Origin of the sequence: Pseudomonas sp. ArH3a, assembly GCF_022648765.1 — a bacterium.
Lineage (GTDB): Bacteria > Pseudomonadota > Gammaproteobacteria > Pseudomonadales > Pseudomonadaceae > Aquipseudomonas.
The window spans coordinates 5,615,282-5,633,220 of record NZ_CP080330.1 but is presented as its reverse complement, the minus strand read 5'-3'; the positions used below and the strand labels follow the sequence as shown (position 1 = coordinate 5,633,220).

Below are 17,939 nucleotides of genomic sequence, written 5' to 3'. Positions count from 1 at the left end.
GCGCCTGTGTGCCCCCAGGCCATGCGTCAGCCAGCTTTGCCCATGAAATCAATAGGTAACTTCTGCGCTCCATGGGTTGAAGTTCCAGCAAAAGCCCTTATTTTAAACAAGCCCTCTCACAGCGCCATGCCAGCATCGAGGAACAACGCCACTTTCCTCACCCACGATTCCGGGTAGAATGCGCGTTCGCATGCGGCCGTGAGGGCTGCTCGGGCCACTCACGGTGCGCCCTCCATCCCTATGTGTGGAAGAACCTGCCGATATGTTTGCGCCTTTGTTAAAGAAACTTTTTGGAAGCAAGAATGAGCGCGAAGTTAAACGCATGCTCAAGACGGTGCAGCTGGTCAATGCCTTCGAAGAGCAGATGGTTGCCCTTTCGGACGAGCAATTGCGCGCCAAGACCGAAGAGTTCAAGGCCCGCATAGCCAAAGGTGAAACCCTCGACAAGCTGCTTCCCGAAGCCTTTGCGGTCGCCCGTGAAGCCGGTAAGCGTGTCATGGGCATGCGCCACTTCGACGTCCAGTTGATCGGCGGCATGACCTTGCATGAAGGCATGATTGCCGAAATGCGCACCGGTGAAGGCAAGACCCTGGTGGCAACCCTGGGTGTTTACCTCAACGCATTGTCCGGCAAGGGCGTGCACGTTGTGACGGTGAACGACTACCTGGCTCGCCGGGATGCCAACTGGATGCGTCCGCTGTATGAATTCCTCGGCCTGACCGTCGGCGTGGTAACGCCGTTCCAGCCGCCGGAAGAGAAACGCGCCGCCTACGCTTGCGACATTACCTACGGCACCAACAACGAATTCGGTTTCGACTACTTGCGCGACAACATGGCGTTCAGCATGGATGAGAAATTCCAGCGCGAACTCAACTTTGCCGTGATCGACGAAGTCGACTCCATCCTCATCGACGAAGCCCGTACCCCGCTGATCATCTCCGGCCAGGCCGAAGACAGCTCGCGTCTGTACACCGAGATCAACAAGTTGATCCCGCGTCTGGAGCAGCACATCGAGGAAGTGGAAGGCGTGGTGACCAAAGAAGGTCACTTCTCCATCGACGAGAAGACCCGTCAGGTCGAACTCAACGAAGCCGGTCACCAGTTCGTTGAAGACATGCTGACCCAGATCGGTGAGCTGGCCGAGGGTGAAAGCCTGTATTCGGCACACAACCTGGGCCTGTTGACCCACGTGTATGCCGGCCTGCGCGCCCACAAGCTGTTCCACCGCAACGTTGAATACATCGTCCAGGACGGCCAGGTCGTACTGGTTGACGAACACACCGGTCGTACCATGCCGGGTCGTCGTCTGTCCGAAGGCCTGCACCAGGCCATCGAAGCCAAGGAAGGGCTCAACATCCAGGCCGAAAGCCAGACGTTGGCGTCCACCACCTTCCAGAACTACTTCCGTCTGTACAACAAACTGTCCGGCATGACCGGTACGGCCGACACCGAAGCGTTCGAATTCCACCAGATCTACAGCCTGGCCGTGATGGTGATCCCACCGAACAAGCCGCTGGCGCGTAAAGACTTCAACGACCTGGTGTTCCTGACTGCCGAAGAGAAATACGCGGCAATCATCAACGACATCAAGGACGGCATGGCCCAGGGTCGTCCGATCCTGGTGGGTACCGCCACCATCGAAACTTCCGAGCACGTGTCCAACCTGCTCAACAAGGAAGGCATCGAGCACAAGGTCCTCAACGCCAAGTTCCACGAAAAAGAAGCCGAGATCATCGCCCAGGCCGGTCGCCCAGGCGCGCTGACCATCGCCACCAACATGGCCGGTCGTGGTACCGACATCCTGTTGGGCGGTAACTGGGAAGTGGAAGTGGCTTCGCTGGACAATCCGACCCCTGAGCAGATCGCCCAGATCAAGGCCGACTGGCAGAAACGCCACCAGGCAGTGCTGGAATCCGGCGGCCTGCAGGTGATCGCTTCCGAGCGTCACGAATCGCGCCGTATCGACAACCAGTTGCGTGGTCGTGCCGGTCGTCAGGGTGACGCCGGTTCCAGCCGCTTCTACCTGTCGCTGGAAGACAGCCTGATGCGTATCTTCGCCTCTGATCGGGTGAAGAACTTCATGAAAGCCCTGGGCATGCAGTCCGGTGAAGCGATCGAGCACCGCATGGTGACCAACGCCATCGAGAAAGCCCAGCGCAAGGTTGAAGGCCGCAACTTCGATATTCGTAAGCAACTGCTCGAGTTCGATGACGTCAACAACGAACAGCGTAAAGTGATTTATCACATGCGTAACACGTTGCTGGCCGCCGACAACATTGGCGAGACCATCGCTGATTTCCGTCAGGACGTGCTCAACGCCACCGTCAGCGCACATATTCCGCCACAGTCCCTGCCGGAACAGTGGGATGTTGCCGGTCTGGAAGCTGCATTGAAGAGCGACTTCGGTGTCGACTTGCCGGTTCAGCAGTGGCTGGACGAAGACGACCACCTGTACGAAGAGACGCTGCGCGAGAAGCTGATGACCGAGCTTCTGGCCGCATACAACGAGAAAGAAGAGCAGGCCAGTGCCGAAGCACTGCGCACCTTCGAGAAGCAAATCGTACTGCGCGTGCTGGACGACTTGTGGAAAGACCACCTGTCGACCATGGACCACTTGCGTCATGGTATCCACCTGCGTGGCTACGCCCAGAAGAACCCGAAGCAAGAGTACAAGCGCGAGTCGTTCACGCTGTTCTCCGAGCTGCTGGATTCGATCAAGCGCGATTCGATTCGCGTGCTGTCCCACGTTCAGGTGCGTCGCGAAGACCCGATCGAGGAAGAAGCTCGCCTGCGCCAGGAAGCCGAAGCACTGGCGGCCCGCATGCAGTTCCAGCACGACGAAGCGCCGGGCCTGGACGCGCCTGAAGTATTGGGCGAAGAGGTCGATGTGGCCTTGGCTCAAGCGCCGGTTCGCAATGATCAGAAGCTGGGCCGTAACGAGCTGTGCTGGTGCGGTTCGGGCAAGAAGTTCAAACACTGCCACGGCGAAATCAACTAAGATTTTTGCCTGACGCTGCAACACCCCGCGCCGCGACCGGCATCAGCCGTCGCGGCGTTTTGCCATTAATTCCCACCGTCGATAGCGACGGCACAGACATCACCTATTTTTAAGGAGCGCATTCATGGCTGTTGGTCTTGGTCCTTTGCCCACATTGCACCCGGTTGCCGGTTTTGAACTCGGTATCGCTTCGGCCGGCATCAAGCGCCCGGGGCGCAAGGATGTGGTGGTGATGCGCTGTGCCGAAGGCTCGACCGTCGCCGGTGTGTTCACCCTTAACGCGTTCTGCGCGGCGCCGGTAATCCTGGCCAAGCAACGCGTGGCCGGGCCGATTCGCTACTTGCTGACCAACACCGGCAACGCCAACGCCGGCACCGGCGAGCCAGGCCTGGTGGCCGCCGCGCGCACCTGCGCCAAGCTGGCTGCGCTTACTGGCGTGGACGCCAGCCAAGTGCTGCCGTACTCCACCGGCGTGATCGGTGAGCCGTTGCCGGTGGAAAAAATCGAAGGCGCCCTGCAAGCCGCGCTGGATGACCTGTCTGTGGATAACTGGGCGGCTGCGGCCACCGGCATCATGACCACCGACACCCTGCCAAAAGGCGCGAGCCGTCAGTTTGTGCACGACGGCGTGACGGTCACCGTCACCGGCATCAGCAAAGGCGCGGGCATGATTCGCCCGAACATGGCCACCATGCTTGGCTACATCGCCACCGACGCCAAAGTCTCCCGTGACGTGCTGCAACGCCTGATGCTGGACGGCGCCAACAAGTCGTTCAACCGCATCACCATTGATGGCGATACCTCGACCAACGACTGCTGCATGCTGATCGCGACCGGCCAGGCCAACCTGCCGGAAATCACGTCCACCGAAGGCCCGCTGTTTGCGGCGCTGAAACAGGCGGTGTTCGAGGTGTGCATGGACGTGGCTCAGGCCATCGTGCGTGACGGCGAGGGCGCCACCAAGTTCGTCACGGTTGAAGTCAACGGCGGCGGCAATCACCAGGAATGCCTGGATGTGGGCTACACCGTGGCGCATTCGCCGTTGATCAAGACTGCACTGTTTGCCTCCGACCCGAACTGGGGTCGTATCCTCGCCGCGGTAGGCCGTGCCGGCGTGCCGGACCTGGACGTGAGCAAGATCGATGTGTTCCTCGGCGACGTGTGCATTGCCAGCCGTGGCGCCCGCGCCGAAACCTATACCGAAGCCCAGGGCTCGGCGGTGATGCAGCAAGAAGAAATCACCATCCGTATTGAGTTGGGTCGCGGTGAGTGCAGCGAAACCATCTGGACCACTGACCTGTCCCACGAGTACGTGAAGATCAATGCGGAATACCGCACCTGACAGCCAAGAGGATAAGTGCGGTGAAACGAGTGCATGTAGCAGCAGCGGTGATCCGCGGTGTCGATGGCAGGATCCTGCTGGCACGCCGCGCCGATACCCAGCACCAGGGCGGCCTCTGGGAGTTTCCCGGTGGCAAGGTGGAGGCCGATGAATCGGTCGCTGCCGCGCTGTCTCGCGAGTTGCAGGAAGAACTGGGCATCCAGGTCACCACGGCGCGGCCGTTGATCAAGGTGCAACATGACTACCCGGACAAGCAGGTATTGCTGGATGTCTGGGAAGTCTCGGCCTTTACCGGCGAGCCCCATGGTGCCGAAGGGCAGCCGTTGGAATGGGTGACCCCGCGGGACTTGATCAACTATGAGTTCCCCGCGGCGAATGCCCCGATCGTTGCGGCGGCGCGGTTACCGGCTGAGTACCTGATTACCCCTGGCGAACTGGAAACCCCGGTGTTGCTGCGCGGTATTCAGAAAGCTGTTGCCGGTGGTATCAAGCTGATCCAGTTGCGTGCGCCTAATGGCTACGACCCGAAATACCGTGACCTGGCGGTGGATGCAGTGGGTTTGTGTGCTGGCAAGGCGCAGTTGATGCTCAAGGGCCCGTTCGAGTGGCTGGGAGATTTCCCGGCGGCCGGTTGGCACATGACGTCGGCGCAGTTGCGTAAATACGCGAGCAAGGGCCGGCCGTTGCCGAAGGATCGCTGGTTGGCGGCCTCATGCCACAACGCTGAAGAGCTGGCACTGGCGCAAATGATGGACGTGGATTTTGTCACGCTGTCGCCGGTGCAGCCGACCCAGACGCATCCTGATGCTCAGCCATTGGGTTGGGAGCAGGTGGCCGAGTTGATCCGTGGGTTCAGCAAGCCGGTGTTTCTGTTGGGCGGCGTTGGGCCGGCGGAGCGGGAACAGGCTTGGGAAGCTGGGGCTCAGGGTGTGGCAGGGATTCGGGCGTTCTGGCCGCAGGTTTGATGATCGTACCCACGCTCTGCGTGGGAATGCAGCCGAGGACGCTCCGCGTCCCAAAGCGTGACGCGGAGCGTCACAAGAGGCATTCCCACGCAGAGCGTGGGAACGATCTTAGTGTGGCTTCGCTGCCGCCTGCCACAACACCTCAGCCACCCCCTGTCGCTTGGCAATCACCCGCGCCGCCACAAACAACAAATCCGACAACCGATTGATATACGCCAACCCCACGCCCTCCAGCGGTTCCAGCGTATTCAACTGCTGACACCGCCGTTCCGCACTGCGCGCCAGGCTGCGGCACACATGCGCCTGGGCAATCAGCGCTGAACCACCGGGCAAGATGAAGTTTTCCAACGGCCCGACTTCCTCGTTCCAGCGGTCAATCGCCGCTTCAAGCCGGTCGACTTCAGCCGCATTCAACGCCTTGTACACCGGCATCGCTAGCTCACCGCCCAGGTCGAACAGGCGATGTTGGCAAGGTGTGAGCACCTCAATCACATCGTTCAGTTGCGGATGTTTGCCGCTCTGCTCTTCAAGGTTGGCCAACAACAAGCCCAACTGGCTATTCAGCGTGTCCACCTCGCCAATGGCCTCCACCCGTGGGTGGTCCTTGGGCACGCGGCGGCCGTCGCCCAAGCCTGTTTCGCCTTTGTCGCCGGTACGCGTGTAGATTTTCGACAGGCGAAAGCCCATGGTCATTGCTCCAGTTGAGTCAGGTCAAAGGATGGTATTTGGCTGCCGGCCAGGGGCAGGCGCAGGGTGAAGCACGTGCCTTGGCCGAGGGTGGAGTGCACTTCCATCTGGCCTTTATGGTTATTGGTGATGATGAAATACGACACCGACAGCCCAAGCCCAGTGCCTTGGCCGATCTCCTTGGTGGTGAAAAACGGCTCGAAGGTGCGTTTGCGCACGTTTTCGCTCATGCCGATGCCGTTGTCTTCCACTTGGATCTCCGCCCACGGTGCATTGAGGCGTGTGCGCAAAATAATGCGTCCAGGCTCGCGGCCGTCTTCACGCAGGTGAATGGCTTGGGCAGCGTTTTTCAGCAAGTTGAGCAGCACCTGTTCCAGTTCGTTGGCGGTGCCGGGCACTGGGCCCAGTTGCGGGTCGAACTGGCGGATGATCGCCAGGCCCTTGAAGTCGAAGCCGACCGTGAGGTCGAAGTCGTTACCGGCAATTTCTACCGCTTGGTCGATCAGCGCCGGCAAATCGCACGGCGCCATCTGGCGATTACTGCGGCGGCTGAAACTGAGCATATGGGTGACGATCTTCGCCGCCCGCGCGCCGGCTTGCTGGATGCCGTCAAGCAGTTGCGGGACTTCGCGGCCTTGCAGGTAGCGGTTGACCGTATCGAGATCGATGCCCGACTGTTCGGCGTGTTCCAGGTTCTTCGGCAGATCGGGGGACAGGCGGCGGCGGATGTTTTGCACGTTATGCAGGATCGCGCCCAACGGGTTATTGATCTCATGGGCCATGCCGGCCGCCAGGCCGCCGACGGAGAGCATTTTTTCTGACTGCACCATCATTTCTTCCAGGGACAGGCGCTGGGTGATGTCGTCGATACGGATCACCACGCCGCGCCCGGCGCCGCCCATCAACGGGTAGAACGTCAGGGCGTAATGCTTGGCCTCATCGTCCTTGAACCAGGTGACGCGCTCAATGCGTTCCACCGTGTGTCGCTCGACCGTGGCCTTGATTTGCGGCAGGTAGGGCTTAAGCGGTTGGAAGGCGAGGAAGATCGGCTGGTTCAGCGCTTCATCCAGGCGTGTACCGGAAAGCGCGCTGGCCTCCTGGTTCCACTGGGTGACGTAGAGCTGTTCGTCCAGGGCGATCAGGGCCGACGGCATCGAGTCGATAATGCTGTTCAGGTAGTTCTGAAACCCAGTGAGCTTTTTCTCGATCTTGCTGCGTACCTGGACTTCCAGTTCCAGCTTGCGGTTGGTGTGGCGTGTTTCCTCGGCCAGGCCCTGAGCCTGAGCGTAGGCGGCCTGGGAGTCGTCACGCGCACGCTTGAGTTGTTGCTCGCGGGCTTCGATGCGCGACAACATGGTGTTGAACGCTTCGGCCAAGCTGCCGATTTCATCGTGGTTGCCGCGCCCGGCGCGCAGGGCATAGTTTTCTTCGCGGGTGACCTGGCGCGAGAGTTCTTCCAGTTCGTGGATCGGGCGGGTGATCAGGCGTTTGATCTGCCGGGCGATGACCAGCCAGAGCAACACACTGAAAATCAGGATGCCGAGGCTCGCGGTCAGCGTGCCGGTATAGAACGCCACGGGCAGCTCACTGGTGGCCACCAGCAGCAGGTGCCCAGAAGGCTGGCCGGTGCGGGGCAGGGTGATGATCTGGTTACTGCGAAACTCGGTGACGCGCCAGGCCTCGATATGCCGGTAGTTTTCCGGCAACTGCAAACGGTTGCCGTGTTGCATCTGCGCCAGGCGGTTGCCTTCGCCGTCGTAAAGCGCGGCGGCGCGCAGCGGCGAATAGCTGGTCAGTTCATTGAGCAAGGCTTCGGCCTTGGCTGGGGATTCCAGGCCTTCAGCGGCAAGTGACGGGTTGGACACCAGACGCCCGATGGCCTGCAGCGCCTGGGGCGCCATGCTCTCCTGGGAAATCCAATAGGCGGCACTGATAAACGTCAGGTTGGCCACCAGCAATACGGTGGTCAACAACACCAGCAAGGCGGCCAGCAGTTTCTGCCCTACCGGTAGATTTTCAAGACGCTGGCGCAGTGGCATCAGGGTTTTCCCAGGTGATAGACAGGTAGGCAGGGTAGCGCGTGCCTCAGTTGCTGGCCAATCCGCGTGCACGTAAGTGGTCGATCAGCCGCGATTGCAGTTGTTGCAGGTGCGGCAGGACCAATTGGTGACGGGCGGCGGCCGAGCAGGCATAGCCCAGCAGGTAGCTGATTTCGGTGCGTCGGGCGTTCGCCACGTCCTGATACATGGACGAGTAGTTGGCCGCTGTGGCCTGGATCACCCGTTCCACTTCATTGTGCAGATCCTCGGCCGCCGCCGGCTGGCCGCAACATTCGAGTAACTCGCTTAATTCGGCGCACAAGGTGGCGACTTCACACTGATGATCCTGCAGGCCACCGTTGCGGCACTGGTACAGCACGGTCAGTGGGTTAATGGCGCAATTGAGGGCCAGTTTGCGCCACAGGCGCGTAAGAATGTCGGTGCTCCAGGCGTGGGGAATGCCGGCGGCGTGCAGGTCGTCCAGCCATAACGGTGGAGTAGGGTGGCCTGCATCGCCCAGCCAGGTGTAGCCGTGGCCGGCAAACACCACGCGCCAATCGCCATCGCGGAATGCGCCTTCGGTGCTGGAGGCAAAGATACAGCGGGCCTGGGGAAGCTGTGCGGCCACCGCGTCCTGGCTGCCGAGGCCATTTTGCAGCAGGATCAGTTCGGCATCCGGCTCCAGCCGGTGTTGCAGCTGTGCGATGGCGCCTTGGGCGTCGTAGGCTTTGCACGCCACTAGCAGGCGATGAATCGGCTCAGGGCTGTCGGGCATTTCGCCGATCACCGGGTAGGTGTGTTCTACGCCTTGTTCGACCAGCGTCAGCCCAGGTCCTGCCTGGTAGCTGGCCAGGCGCGCAGCATCGCGCAAGATCAGCTTCACGGGCACGCCCGCGCGGGCCAGGCGGGTGGCCCAGAGTGTGCCCAGGCTGCCGGCGCCGAGAATGTGCCAGGTGGTCGACATCAGTTTATGCTCCGTGGGGTCGCTCACAGTGAACGGGACGAAAGAACCGCTATAATGCCTCGGCATTTTAGCTCGGGCGCGCTCCATCTCTACTGAGCCCGCCCCTTATATTGGAGAAATGACATGCCTTCGTTCGACGTGGTATCCGAACTGGACAAACACGAAGTCACCAACGCCGTCGAGAACGCCGTCAAGGAACTGGACCGCCGCTATGACTTGAAAGGCAAGGGCAGCTTCGAATTCAAGGAAAAGGAACTGACCGTCAACCTGACCGCTGAAGCCGATTTCCAGCTGGAAGCGATGATCGAAATCCTCAAGCTGTCGCTGGTCAAGCGCAAGATCGACGCGCAATGCCTTGAAATCAAGGATGCCTACGCCTCCGGCAAGCTGATGAAGCAGGAAGCGGTCCTCAAGGAAGGCATCGACAAAGAGTTGGCGAAGAAGATCGTTGCGCACATCAAGGACGCCAAGCTGAAAGTCCAGGCCGCCATCCAGGGTGAGCAGGTTCGCGTTACCGGCAAGAAGCGTGATGATTTGCAGGACGCGATCGCGGCCCTGCGCGCCAAGACCTTCGACATGCCGCTGCAGTTCAATAACTTCCGCGACTGATGGCACTTTGGGGAACCTGTAGGCGTTTTTGACGTCCCACGCCCCAGAGTCTGTGCCTACACTTGAGCCCCACGGGGCTCATTTGCGTTTTCAGGCAGTCAATAAAGCCGCATATCCGCTAAATAGGAGAAGCTACATGGATTTAAACGCAGAAGTGGATCAACTGATCAAGACCTCGCAGTCATGGATCCCGATGATCATGGAATATGGCAGCCGGGTATTGCTGGCCGTTATCACCCTGGCCATCGGCTGGTGGTTGATCAACAAACTGACTCACAAGATGGGTCGTCTGTTGGCCATGCGTAACGCTGACCTGGCGCTTCAGAGCTTTGTTACCAGTATCGTGAACATCGTGCTCAAGATCATGCTGGTGATCAGCGTGACTTCGATGATTGGCGTGGAAACCACTTCGTTCGTTGCGGCTATCGCAGCTGCAGGCTTTGCCATCGGCATGGCGCTGCAAGGCAGCCTGACCAACTTTGCCGGTGGCGTACTGATTCTGTTGTTCCGCCCGTTCCGCATTGGTGACTGGATCGAAGCCCAGGGCACCTCGGGTACGGTCGACAGCATCCAGATCTTCCACACCGTACTGCGCACCGGCGACAACAAAACCGTGATCGTGCCGAACGGCATCTTGTCCAACGGCATTATCACCAACACCAACCGTCAGCCGACCCGCAAGGTGGTGTTTGACGTAGGTGTAGACTACGAAGCCGACCTGCAGAAAGCCCGTGAAGTGCTGCTGGAACTGGCGAAAGACCCGCGCGTGCTAACAGATCCTGAGGCGGTGGCTGTGGTGTCGACCTTGGGCGACAGTTCGATCACCGTGTCTTTGCGCTGCTGGACCAAGACGTCGGATTATTGGGACGTGGTATTCATGCTTAATGAATTGGCGCGTGATCGCTTGAAAGGGGCGGGGATTGATATTCCGTTTCCACAGCGGGTTATTCGAGTAATGCAGGAACCAGCGGCCAAATAACTAAGCGGCAAGGGTTCGAACTTGGCCGATAGGTCAGGTTCGAGTCTGGCAGCTAATCTCGTTAGTTAGCTTGCTAGTTATTTTAAGCTGAAATAAAACTGCAATAAAAAAGCCGCTCCCTTTTAAACAGGGGAGCGGCTTTTTATTTAAGGCCGAGGCCTTAAGTCATCGTTGTAATCAAACAGCCAATTACAAGATGTTCAGCGGGTATTGCGCGATCAGACGCAGTTCGTCGAGAGAACCCGAGTAAACCTGATCAGACGAGCGATAGGTCGCTTGACGTACGCGCAGGCTCAGGTCTTTTGCCGGGCCGCTCTGGATCACGTATTTGGCTTCGATATCGCGTTCCCACTCTTTGCCGTTGCTGGTGCTGGCGATGTTGGCGCCCGTACCTTTCACGTAGCGAGTCATGAAGCTCAGGCCAGGAATACCGAAGGTAGCCATGTTGAGGTCATAACGTGCCTGATAGGACTTCTCGCCTTCGGCGTTGAAGTCGGAACGGGCGATGGAGTTGGCCAGGAAGATCGTGCCGCCGCCGTCTACGCCGTAGGCGTATTGGCCGTCGCCGGTGACTTTCTGCGCTGCCAGGGTGAAGGTATGGGCGCCGACAGAGTAAGCACCCTGCAAGCTGAACGCACGGTTGTTGAGCTTGGTAGTGCTGTCTTTGTCGGAACGTACCAGGCCTGCGCCGTCGCTCTTGGTGTCGTATATGTTGAAGTCGACAGCCACGGATTGGTCATTGCTAAGCGCGTGGGTCCAGTTCACGTTGGCGTAGAGCTTCTTCCAGTAGTCTTCCACTTTGGAGTAGTAGAGGCTGGTGGTGATCTCTGGAGTCCAGGCGTAGACACCGCCCACGAAGTTGGCATCGCGCAGGCCAGTCTTCGTGCCAGGCTCAGAGCTCCCGATGCTGTCGCGGAAGCTTTTGTCCTGGGCAACGATCGATGTGAAGTGACCGGCTTCCAGTTTCAGGTCTTTGATCTCGCTGCTAGTGATGGAGATGCCTTGTGGCAACTCCGGAAGCAAACGGCTGTCATCGGAGGCGAACACTGGCGCGGTGGTGTATTGATCACCGACCTTCAGGACCGTATTGGAAATACGGAACTTGACGGCAGCGCCGCCTTTGGAATAGTCGTCCTGCGAACGACCGTCGGAACCCGTAGGGAACAGACCGGTACCGGCACGACCCTTGCCGCTGTCGAGTTTGACGCCCAGCAGGCCGATGACATCAACGCCGACACCGATGGTGCCTTGGGTGTAGCCCGAACTGAACAGACCGTGGAAGCCGAGACCGGTTTCTTCGTAACGGCTTTGCTTCGCATCGTGGTTACGGTAGTCACGGCTGAAGTACAGGGTACGAGTCAGAATGCTGGCTGTGCTGTCTTCAATAAAGCCCTTGGAATCATCTTGGGCGGACGCCATTGCGAACTGCGAGGTGCCTGCTGAAACAGCCAGGGCGATCATGCTCCACTTCATCACGCGCATCGTGATTTGCTCCTTTGGTTTTAGGAAGAGTACTGCCGTCCCACCTGTATTTTTATCTGGGCGGCTCTTTCTTTTTTGTGTCGGCGCAAAGTTATATCACGCAGACTCTATTGACGATACTTAGTCATCTATCCTTTCAGCTTCTTTACGAGGCTGTCGTAAATTGCTAGTTCCCTGTCGCAAATTCACAGCCCGAATGTAAACAGGCTGACAACTTAAGTGCTGCTTTCAGACCCCTTTCGAAGTTTGAACTCATCCTTGATAGGCACTCAAACGCTACTGTTTTTTATCGCGAAACACCTGCGTCCAAACGGGTGCCGTTGCCGACGATACGGGTGTGAATGCAACAAGCGTGCACAAAGCGGTAACCGAATGTCATTTTTTCGTGAAAAACGTTACGGCAGTGTAAAAACCTCATAAGCACGGGCTTTTTGCGTCGTTTGGTTTGGGCCTGGCGCTCACGTTTTACCGAGGCGGGGTCGTACACAAATCCTGTGCCTGTGCAAAACGTTACCGGTTGACCCTCATAGTGGGTAATTGGCGGATCCCTTTGAGGCACAAGTGGGTCATTTTGGTGCATCCCGCCCGGGCCCGATCTAGCGTAGCTCAAATATCCGACTGCCTCGAACGGGTGTGTTTTTTTATCGAGCCGCTTCAAAGCTCCCCGTATTCGCCGTGAAGCCTTGAGCATTCAAAGGTATGCTGGGCGCCTGAAACTGACTTGCCCGAACGGAGTGCCCGCGTGTTCGCCTTAGACCAACGCCTGCAACAAGACACACTGGCTATTGGAGACTTCCCGCTCTGCCGCCTGCTGCTGTCCAATGACGCGAATTACCCTTGGTTCATCCTGGTACCGCGCATAGACGGTATCAGTGAAGTGTTTCAACTGGATGTCGCAGATCAACAGATGCTGTGGCAAGAAACGACGGCCTTGGCACAACTGCTCAATGAGGGCCTGGCTGCCGACAAGATGAACATTGGCGCGCTGGGGAATGTCGTCAGCCAGTTGCATGTGCACGTGATTGTGCGCAAACGCGATGATGCCGCCTGGCCCGCACCGGTCTGGGGCAAACATCCGGCCCAGCCGTATACCGAAGAGCAAGTGGCGGCGATTCGCGCCCGACTGCGCGGGTTATTGCCAGCCCACTTCATCTTTACCCAGGACTGAGCCATGGACCTGCAAGACCGCGTCAACGACCTGGAAATGCGCCTGTCCTTCCAGGACGACACCATCGACACCCTAAATGCCATCCTCGTCGCTCAGCAGCGGGCGGTGGAGCGCCTGCAATTGCAGATGATGGCGCTGCTCAAGCGTCAGGAGGAAATGGGCGGCCAGTTCGAATCCTCCGAAGAAGAAGCGCCGCCGCCGCATTATTAAGTGCACGGCATAAAAAAACCGCGACCCAGCAGAGCTGGATCGCGGTTTTTTATTGCGCCGAGGGTGGGAATCAGCGACGCGGCAATGCCGCGATCACGTCTTCGGCTTGCAGGCCCTTGTCGCGGTTCATGACGGAGAACTCTACGCGCTGGCCTTCGACCAGAACGCGGTGACCTTCGCCGCGGATGGCCCGGAAATGGACGAAGATATCGTCGCCCGAATCGCGGGAAATAAAGCCGAAGCCTTTGGAAGTGTTGAACCACTTGACGGTCCCGGTATCCCGGTTGGTCATGTCGTAGTTTTGCGACGCAGCGGCGGGGGACGAACGGTAGAAGCTGATGGCCAGGTGAAGAACGATGGCGACCACAGCAATCACCAGGCTGAGCAGGATGGCCGGGTGGCCGCCGACTTCAGGCATAGGTGCGAGGAGGGTGAGGGTTTGAACGACAACGGTCAGTACCAGCAGCGCGCTGACCAGGTTTTGCAGTTGATGACGCGTGCCTTTGTTCCAGTAAGGGATCACCGGTGCCAGCGTCAGGTTAAGAAGGCCGAACAAGGCCAGGTACAGAGCGTCGTGTTGTTCCAGGTAGGGAGGGCTTCCCTGTTGCAAGCTCGGTATAAAGGACAGCAGCAACGCTGCAACGCCCGTTAGCAGGTGGACGATTTTCAACATTTTGATTAACTCACGTTTAGAAGGATCACAAGGAAGAGCTGACTGGCACGGTTCGCTTCTGAACAATGGGAGGCGTTGGGCACGTGCGCGGGTATCAGCCTATGTGGCGTGCCGCAGAAATAAACGGCCAACCACACAGCGCCTATTTAACAGCAAAGGCTGTGCCTACTCAAATCAAGCATTTCGGGGCGTTGCGAGCGCCATGGCATTTCTGCGTCAAACGCTTGTCCTAGACAGGTGCGGGCTTTTTTTGCGGCATTTTTGAGAATTTTCCTACTCTGTGAAAAGGCTTGCGCGCCGCCGTCAGGCGAGCCGCAGAGGGGCGATTTGCCGCATGCCAGCTGTGTGTGTCGGGCTGCACAGAGTCGGCACTCTTGCTAGAGTGGTCCTGCACCTGATCAATGAATGCTCGTCAATTGAAGGGGAAAAACATGGCAATCGATATTGGTATCAGTGAAGAAGATCGTAAATCCATCGTTGATGGGCTTTCGCGGCTGCTGTCCGATACCTATGTACTGTATTTGAAGACCCACAACTTCCATTGGAACGTCACGGGCCCCATGTTTCGTACGCTGCACTTGATGTTTGAAGAGCAGTACAACGAACTGGCGCTGGCGGTGGACTCCATTGCCGAGCGTATCCGCGCCCTGGGTTTCCCGGCGCCGGGCGCCTATTCGATCTATGCCCGCCTTTCTTCGATCAAAGAAGAAGAGGGTGTGCCCAGCGCTGAAGAGATGATCAAGCAGTTGGTGGCGGGCCAGGAAGCGGTGACGCGCACCGCACGTGGCATCTTCCCCTTGCTGGATAAGGTCAGCGATGAACCGACTGCCGATCTGCTGACCCAGCGTATGCAAGTTCATGAAAAAACCGCGTGGATGCTGCGTTCTCTGCTCGAAAACCAGTAAACCCGCGCCTGAGCGGCGCCGCCCTGGCGCCGCTCACTTGTTTCGCTGCACTTCCTGGCGTTGTCCTACGACTATCAGATCCCCGTCTTCTGGCTGCCCCGCGCTTCCTGCTGTTTTATAGACCCACTGTCCGATGGGAGAAACCCATGGGCTGCTGTTTGGCAATGGAGTGTCAGGTGTATGTCACGCGGAGTGGGTAATGGAGTGATGGAAACCTGTGGTTTTCATAAGATAAAGGTCGACCCCTTTGCAAAAGGGTTCGATATGGGACTGGCCAAGCCATTGTCCCGGTCGGTCAGGCTCAACGGGTTTTCCACCTGTCTGCGGCTCGAACAGATCTATTGGAATATCCTCACGGAGATAGCCAGGATCAATGCCTGCTCAGTCAGTGCGTTGCTGTCTTATGTCGATCGGGAAGTGCATTTGCGTTATGGGGGAGTGAAGAACTTCAGCGGGTTGGTCAGGGTGGTGTGCGTGGTTCACGTATTAAAAGCTCGCACTACCCCGACGAGCGCCGATTAATCCGGCGGTTGCGGAGCCGGCCTTGCGTCATGGCGGGCCGGCCCTGGGGTAGAAAGCCGGCTGCGCTGTGTCGATTTACCAGATATAATCCCGCGCTTTGCTACGCATCCCGGGCTTGCCCACAGGGCCGGCGTGGCGCAGTTAGATCTGATCGCCGAGACATCTCCATGCCCATGTACGACTATCAATGTGCTTCCTGTGGTCATCAGTTGGAAGCCATTCAGAAGATCAGCGCAGCGCCGCTGGTCGATTGCCCTGCCTGCCAGGCGCCTGAGCTGAAGAAGATGTTGTCCATGCCGGGCTTCCGCCTGAGTGGCAGCGGCTGGTACGAGACCGACTTCAAGACCGGCGCCAAGAAGAACCTGGCAGGCGGCGACAAAGCAGACTGAGTTGAACTCTACGCGCAGGCTCCTGCATTATCCGTCCCCTGCTTAACTGTACGGTGACGAGGCGAGCCTCCACCGAATTTCGAATTACGAGAAGTGAAACCACTACCATGATGCGCAGCCACTATTGCGGCCAACTGAACGAGACCCTGGAAGGTCAGGAAATCACCCTTTGCGGATGGGTTCACCGTCGCCGCGACCACGGCGGGGTGATTTTCCTCGATATCCGTGATCGTGATGGTCTGGCCCAGGTGGTGTTCGACCCGGACCGCGCTGAAAGCTTCGCCGCCGCCGACCGCGTGCGCAGCGAATACGTCGTGAAAATCACTGGCAAGGTTCGCCTGCGTCCGGCCGGTGCCGTGAACGCGAACATGGCTTCCGGCGCCATCGAAGTGCTGGGTTACGAGCTGGAAGTGCTGAACGAGTCGGAAACCCCGCCGTTCCCGCTCAACGAATATTCTGATGTGGGCGAAGAAACTCGCCTGCGCTACCGCTTCCTGGACCTGCGTCGCCCGGAAATGGCCGAGAAGCTGCGTCTGCGTTCGCGCATGACCACCAGCATCCGCCGCTTCCTCGACGAAAACGGCTTCCTCGACGTGGAAACGCCAATCCTCACCCGGGCCACCCCTGAAGGCGCGCGTGACTACCTGGTGCCGAGCCGTACCCACGCCGGTTCCTTCTTCGCCTTGCCGCAATCGCCGCAGCTGTTCAAGCAACTGCTGATGGTGGCCGGCTTCGACCGTTACTACCAGATCGCCAAGTGCTTCCGCGACGAAGACCTGCGCGCTGACCGTCAGCCTGAATTCACCCAGATCGACATCGAGACCAGCTTCCTCGATGAAAAAGAGATCATGGGCCTGACCGAACAAATGATCCGCAACCTGTTCAAGGAAGTGCTGGATCTGGAATTCGGCGAATTCCCGCACATGACCTTCGAAGAAGCCATGCGCCGCTACGGTTCCGACAAACCAGACCTGCGTAACCCGCTGGAACTGGTGGACGTGGCCGACCAGCTCAAAGAAGTCGATTTCAAGGTGTTCAGCGGCCCGGCCAATGACCCTAAATGCCGCATCGCCGCCCTGCGCGTGCCTGGCGGCGCGAGCATGCCGCGCAAGCAGATCGACGACTACACCAAGTTCGTAGGCATCTACGGTGCCAAGGGCCTGGCGTACATCAAGGTCAACGAGCGTGCGAACGGCGTTGATGGCCTGCAGTCCCCAATCGTGAAAAACATCCCGCTGGACAACCTGAACGCGATCCTCGATCGCGTCGGTGCGGTCGACGGTGACATCGTGTTCTTCGGCGCTGACAAAGCCAAGATCGTCAGCGAAGCCCTGGGCGCGCTGCGGATCAAGCTGGGCCACGACCTGGACCTGCTGACCTGCAAGTGGGCCCCGATGTGGGTCGTCGACTTCCCGATGTTCGAAGAGAACGACGACGGCAGCTTCAGCGCCTTGCACCACCCGTTCACTGCGCCGAAGTGCTCGCCTGAAGCGTTGGAAGCCAACCCGGCAGGCGCGCTGTCGCGTGCCTACGACATGGTGCTCAACGGCACCGAGCTGGGTGGCGGTTCGATCCGTATCCACCGCAAAGAGATGCAACAAGCGGTGTTCCGCCTGTTGGGCATCAACGAAGCGGAACAGGAAGAGAAGTTCGGCTTCCTGCTCGACGCCCTGAAGTACGGCGCACCGCCGCATGGTGGCCTGGCATTCGGCCTGGACCGTCTGGTGATGCTGATGACCGGCGCCCAGTCGATCCGTGAAGTGATCGCCTTCCCGAAAACCCAGAGTGCTGCGGACGTCATGACCCAGGCGCCGGGCGTGGTTGATGCCAAGGCGCTGCGCGAGCTGCACATCCGTCTGCGCGAGACGCCGAAGGCTGAGTAAGGCTGCTGCGTGAAAGCGCACTGAGGTTTACGCAGTCTAAAAAGGCGCATCTTCGGATGCGCCTTTGCGTTACAAGGGTTGTGCTTTTAAGAGAGAAGTCCTGCCTGGGGCGGGATTGTTAAGG

General features: G+C 58.8%; 16 protein-coding genes. 11 read left to right on the top strand and 5 right to left on the bottom strand.

The annotated features are described in order from the left end of the window. The first annotated feature begins 262 nt into the window (after positions 1-262). The 3 genes from secA (at position 263) to K0P33_RS25840 (ending at position 5,305) form a co-directional block, all read left to right on the top strand. A complete protein-coding gene (secA, locus tag K0P33_RS25850; RefSeq protein ID WP_094952422.1) occupies positions 263-2,998 on the top strand; it encodes a preprotein translocase subunit SecA in 2,736 nt (911 codons plus the stop codon). Positions 2,999-3,122: 124 nt separating this feature from the next. Next, positions 3,123-4,340 carry a bifunctional glutamate N-acetyltransferase/amino-acid acetyltransferase ArgJ gene (gene argJ / locus K0P33_RS25845; protein ID WP_094952423.1) on the top strand — a complete coding sequence of 406 codons (1,218 nt, stop codon included), beginning with the start codon at positions 3,123-3,125 and terminating at the stop codon, positions 4,338-4,340. Positions 4,341-4,360: 20 nt separating this feature from the next. Further along, positions 4,361-5,305 carry a Nudix family hydrolase gene (locus tag K0P33_RS25840; protein WP_242152286.1) on the top strand — a complete coding sequence of 315 codons (945 nt, stop codon included), beginning with the start codon at positions 4,361-4,363 and terminating at the stop codon, positions 5,303-5,305. A 108-nt stretch (positions 5,306-5,413) separates the two neighbouring features. Here K0P33_RS25840 and K0P33_RS25835 read toward each other — a convergent pair whose 3' ends face one another. The 3 genes from K0P33_RS25835 to K0P33_RS25825 are packed head-to-tail and all read right to left on the bottom strand — an operon-like array spanning position 5,414 to position 8,995. Beyond that, the gene (locus K0P33_RS25835; RefSeq protein ID WP_094952425.1) at positions 5,414-5,992 is read right to left on the bottom strand and encodes a cob(I)yrinic acid a,c-diamide adenosyltransferase; all 579 of its coding nucleotides are present in this window, start codon (positions 5,990-5,992) and stop codon (positions 5,414-5,416) included. Between the two features lie 2 nt (positions 5,993-5,994). After that, on the bottom strand, positions 5,995-8,031 hold the full coding sequence (locus K0P33_RS25830; RefSeq protein WP_094952426.1) for an ATP-binding protein: 2,037 nt from the start codon (positions 8,029-8,031) through the stop codon (positions 5,995-5,997). Between the two features lie 46 nt (positions 8,032-8,077). After that, positions 8,078-8,995: a putative 2-dehydropantoate 2-reductase gene (locus tag K0P33_RS25825; RefSeq protein ID WP_242152282.1), complete on the bottom strand. Its 918-nt coding sequence runs from the start codon at positions 8,993-8,995 to the stop codon at positions 8,078-8,080. A gap of 123 nt (positions 8,996-9,118) precedes the next feature. Here K0P33_RS25825 and K0P33_RS25820 point away from each other — a divergent pair, with 123 nt between their 5' ends. Then, entirely contained in the window at positions 9,119-9,604 is a 486-nt protein-coding gene (locus K0P33_RS25820; protein ID WP_053135814.1) for a YajQ family cyclic di-GMP-binding protein, read from the top strand. Between the two features lie 136 nt (positions 9,605-9,740). Further along, a complete protein-coding gene (locus K0P33_RS25815) occupies positions 9,741-10,583 on the top strand; it encodes a mechanosensitive ion channel domain-containing protein (RefSeq protein WP_094952428.1) in 843 nt (280 codons plus the stop codon). A 189-nt stretch (positions 10,584-10,772) separates the two neighbouring features. On the opposite strand, the gene K0P33_RS25810 is transcribed toward K0P33_RS25815, so the two are convergent. After that, positions 10,773-12,065, bottom strand: coding sequence for an OprD family porin (locus K0P33_RS25810; RefSeq protein ID WP_242152279.1), 1,293 nt, complete (start codon positions 12,063-12,065; stop codon positions 10,773-10,775). A 742-nt stretch (positions 12,066-12,807) separates the two neighbouring features. On the opposite strand from K0P33_RS25810, the gene K0P33_RS25805 reads away from it, so the two are divergent. Both K0P33_RS25805 and K0P33_RS25800 read left to right on the top strand, forming a co-directional pair. Beyond that, complete coding sequence (locus tag K0P33_RS25805; protein ID WP_094952500.1) at positions 12,808-13,233, top strand: HIT domain-containing protein; 426 nt, start codon at positions 12,808-12,810, stop codon at positions 13,231-13,233. A gap of 3 nt (positions 13,234-13,236) precedes the next feature. Beyond that, entirely contained in the window at positions 13,237-13,443 is a 207-nt protein-coding gene (locus tag K0P33_RS25800) for a SlyX family protein (RefSeq protein WP_094952499.1), read from the top strand. A 70-nt stretch (positions 13,444-13,513) separates the two neighbouring features. Here the strand turns inward: K0P33_RS25800 and K0P33_RS31400 are convergent, their stop codons facing one another. Further along, positions 13,514-14,116, bottom strand: a complete 603-nt coding sequence (locus K0P33_RS31400; protein ID WP_083356990.1) for a cold-shock protein — start codon at positions 14,114-14,116, stop codon at positions 13,514-13,516. Positions 14,117-14,547: 431 nt separating this feature from the next. Here K0P33_RS31400 and K0P33_RS25790 point away from each other — a divergent pair, with 431 nt between their 5' ends. From K0P33_RS25790 to aspS, 4 genes are all read left to right on the top strand, one after another. Beyond that, on the top strand, positions 14,548-15,021 hold the full coding sequence (locus K0P33_RS25790) for a Dps family protein (protein WP_003193874.1): 474 nt from the start codon (positions 14,548-14,550) through the stop codon (positions 15,019-15,021). 180 nt (positions 15,022-15,201) lie between these two features. Beyond that, on the top strand, positions 15,202-15,543 hold the full coding sequence (locus tag K0P33_RS25785; protein ID WP_094952498.1) for a ribbon-helix-helix domain-containing protein: 342 nt from the start codon (positions 15,202-15,204) through the stop codon (positions 15,541-15,543). 167 nt (positions 15,544-15,710) lie between these two features. Beyond that, positions 15,711-15,932, top strand: a complete 222-nt coding sequence (locus tag K0P33_RS25780; protein WP_003193872.1) for a zinc ribbon domain-containing protein — start codon at positions 15,711-15,713, stop codon at positions 15,930-15,932. 107 nt (positions 15,933-16,039) lie between these two features. After that, positions 16,040-17,815, top strand: a complete 1,776-nt coding sequence (gene aspS, locus K0P33_RS25775) for an aspartate--tRNA ligase (protein ID WP_094952497.1) — start codon at positions 16,040-16,042, stop codon at positions 17,813-17,815. Positions 17,816-17,939 lie beyond the last annotated feature (124 nt).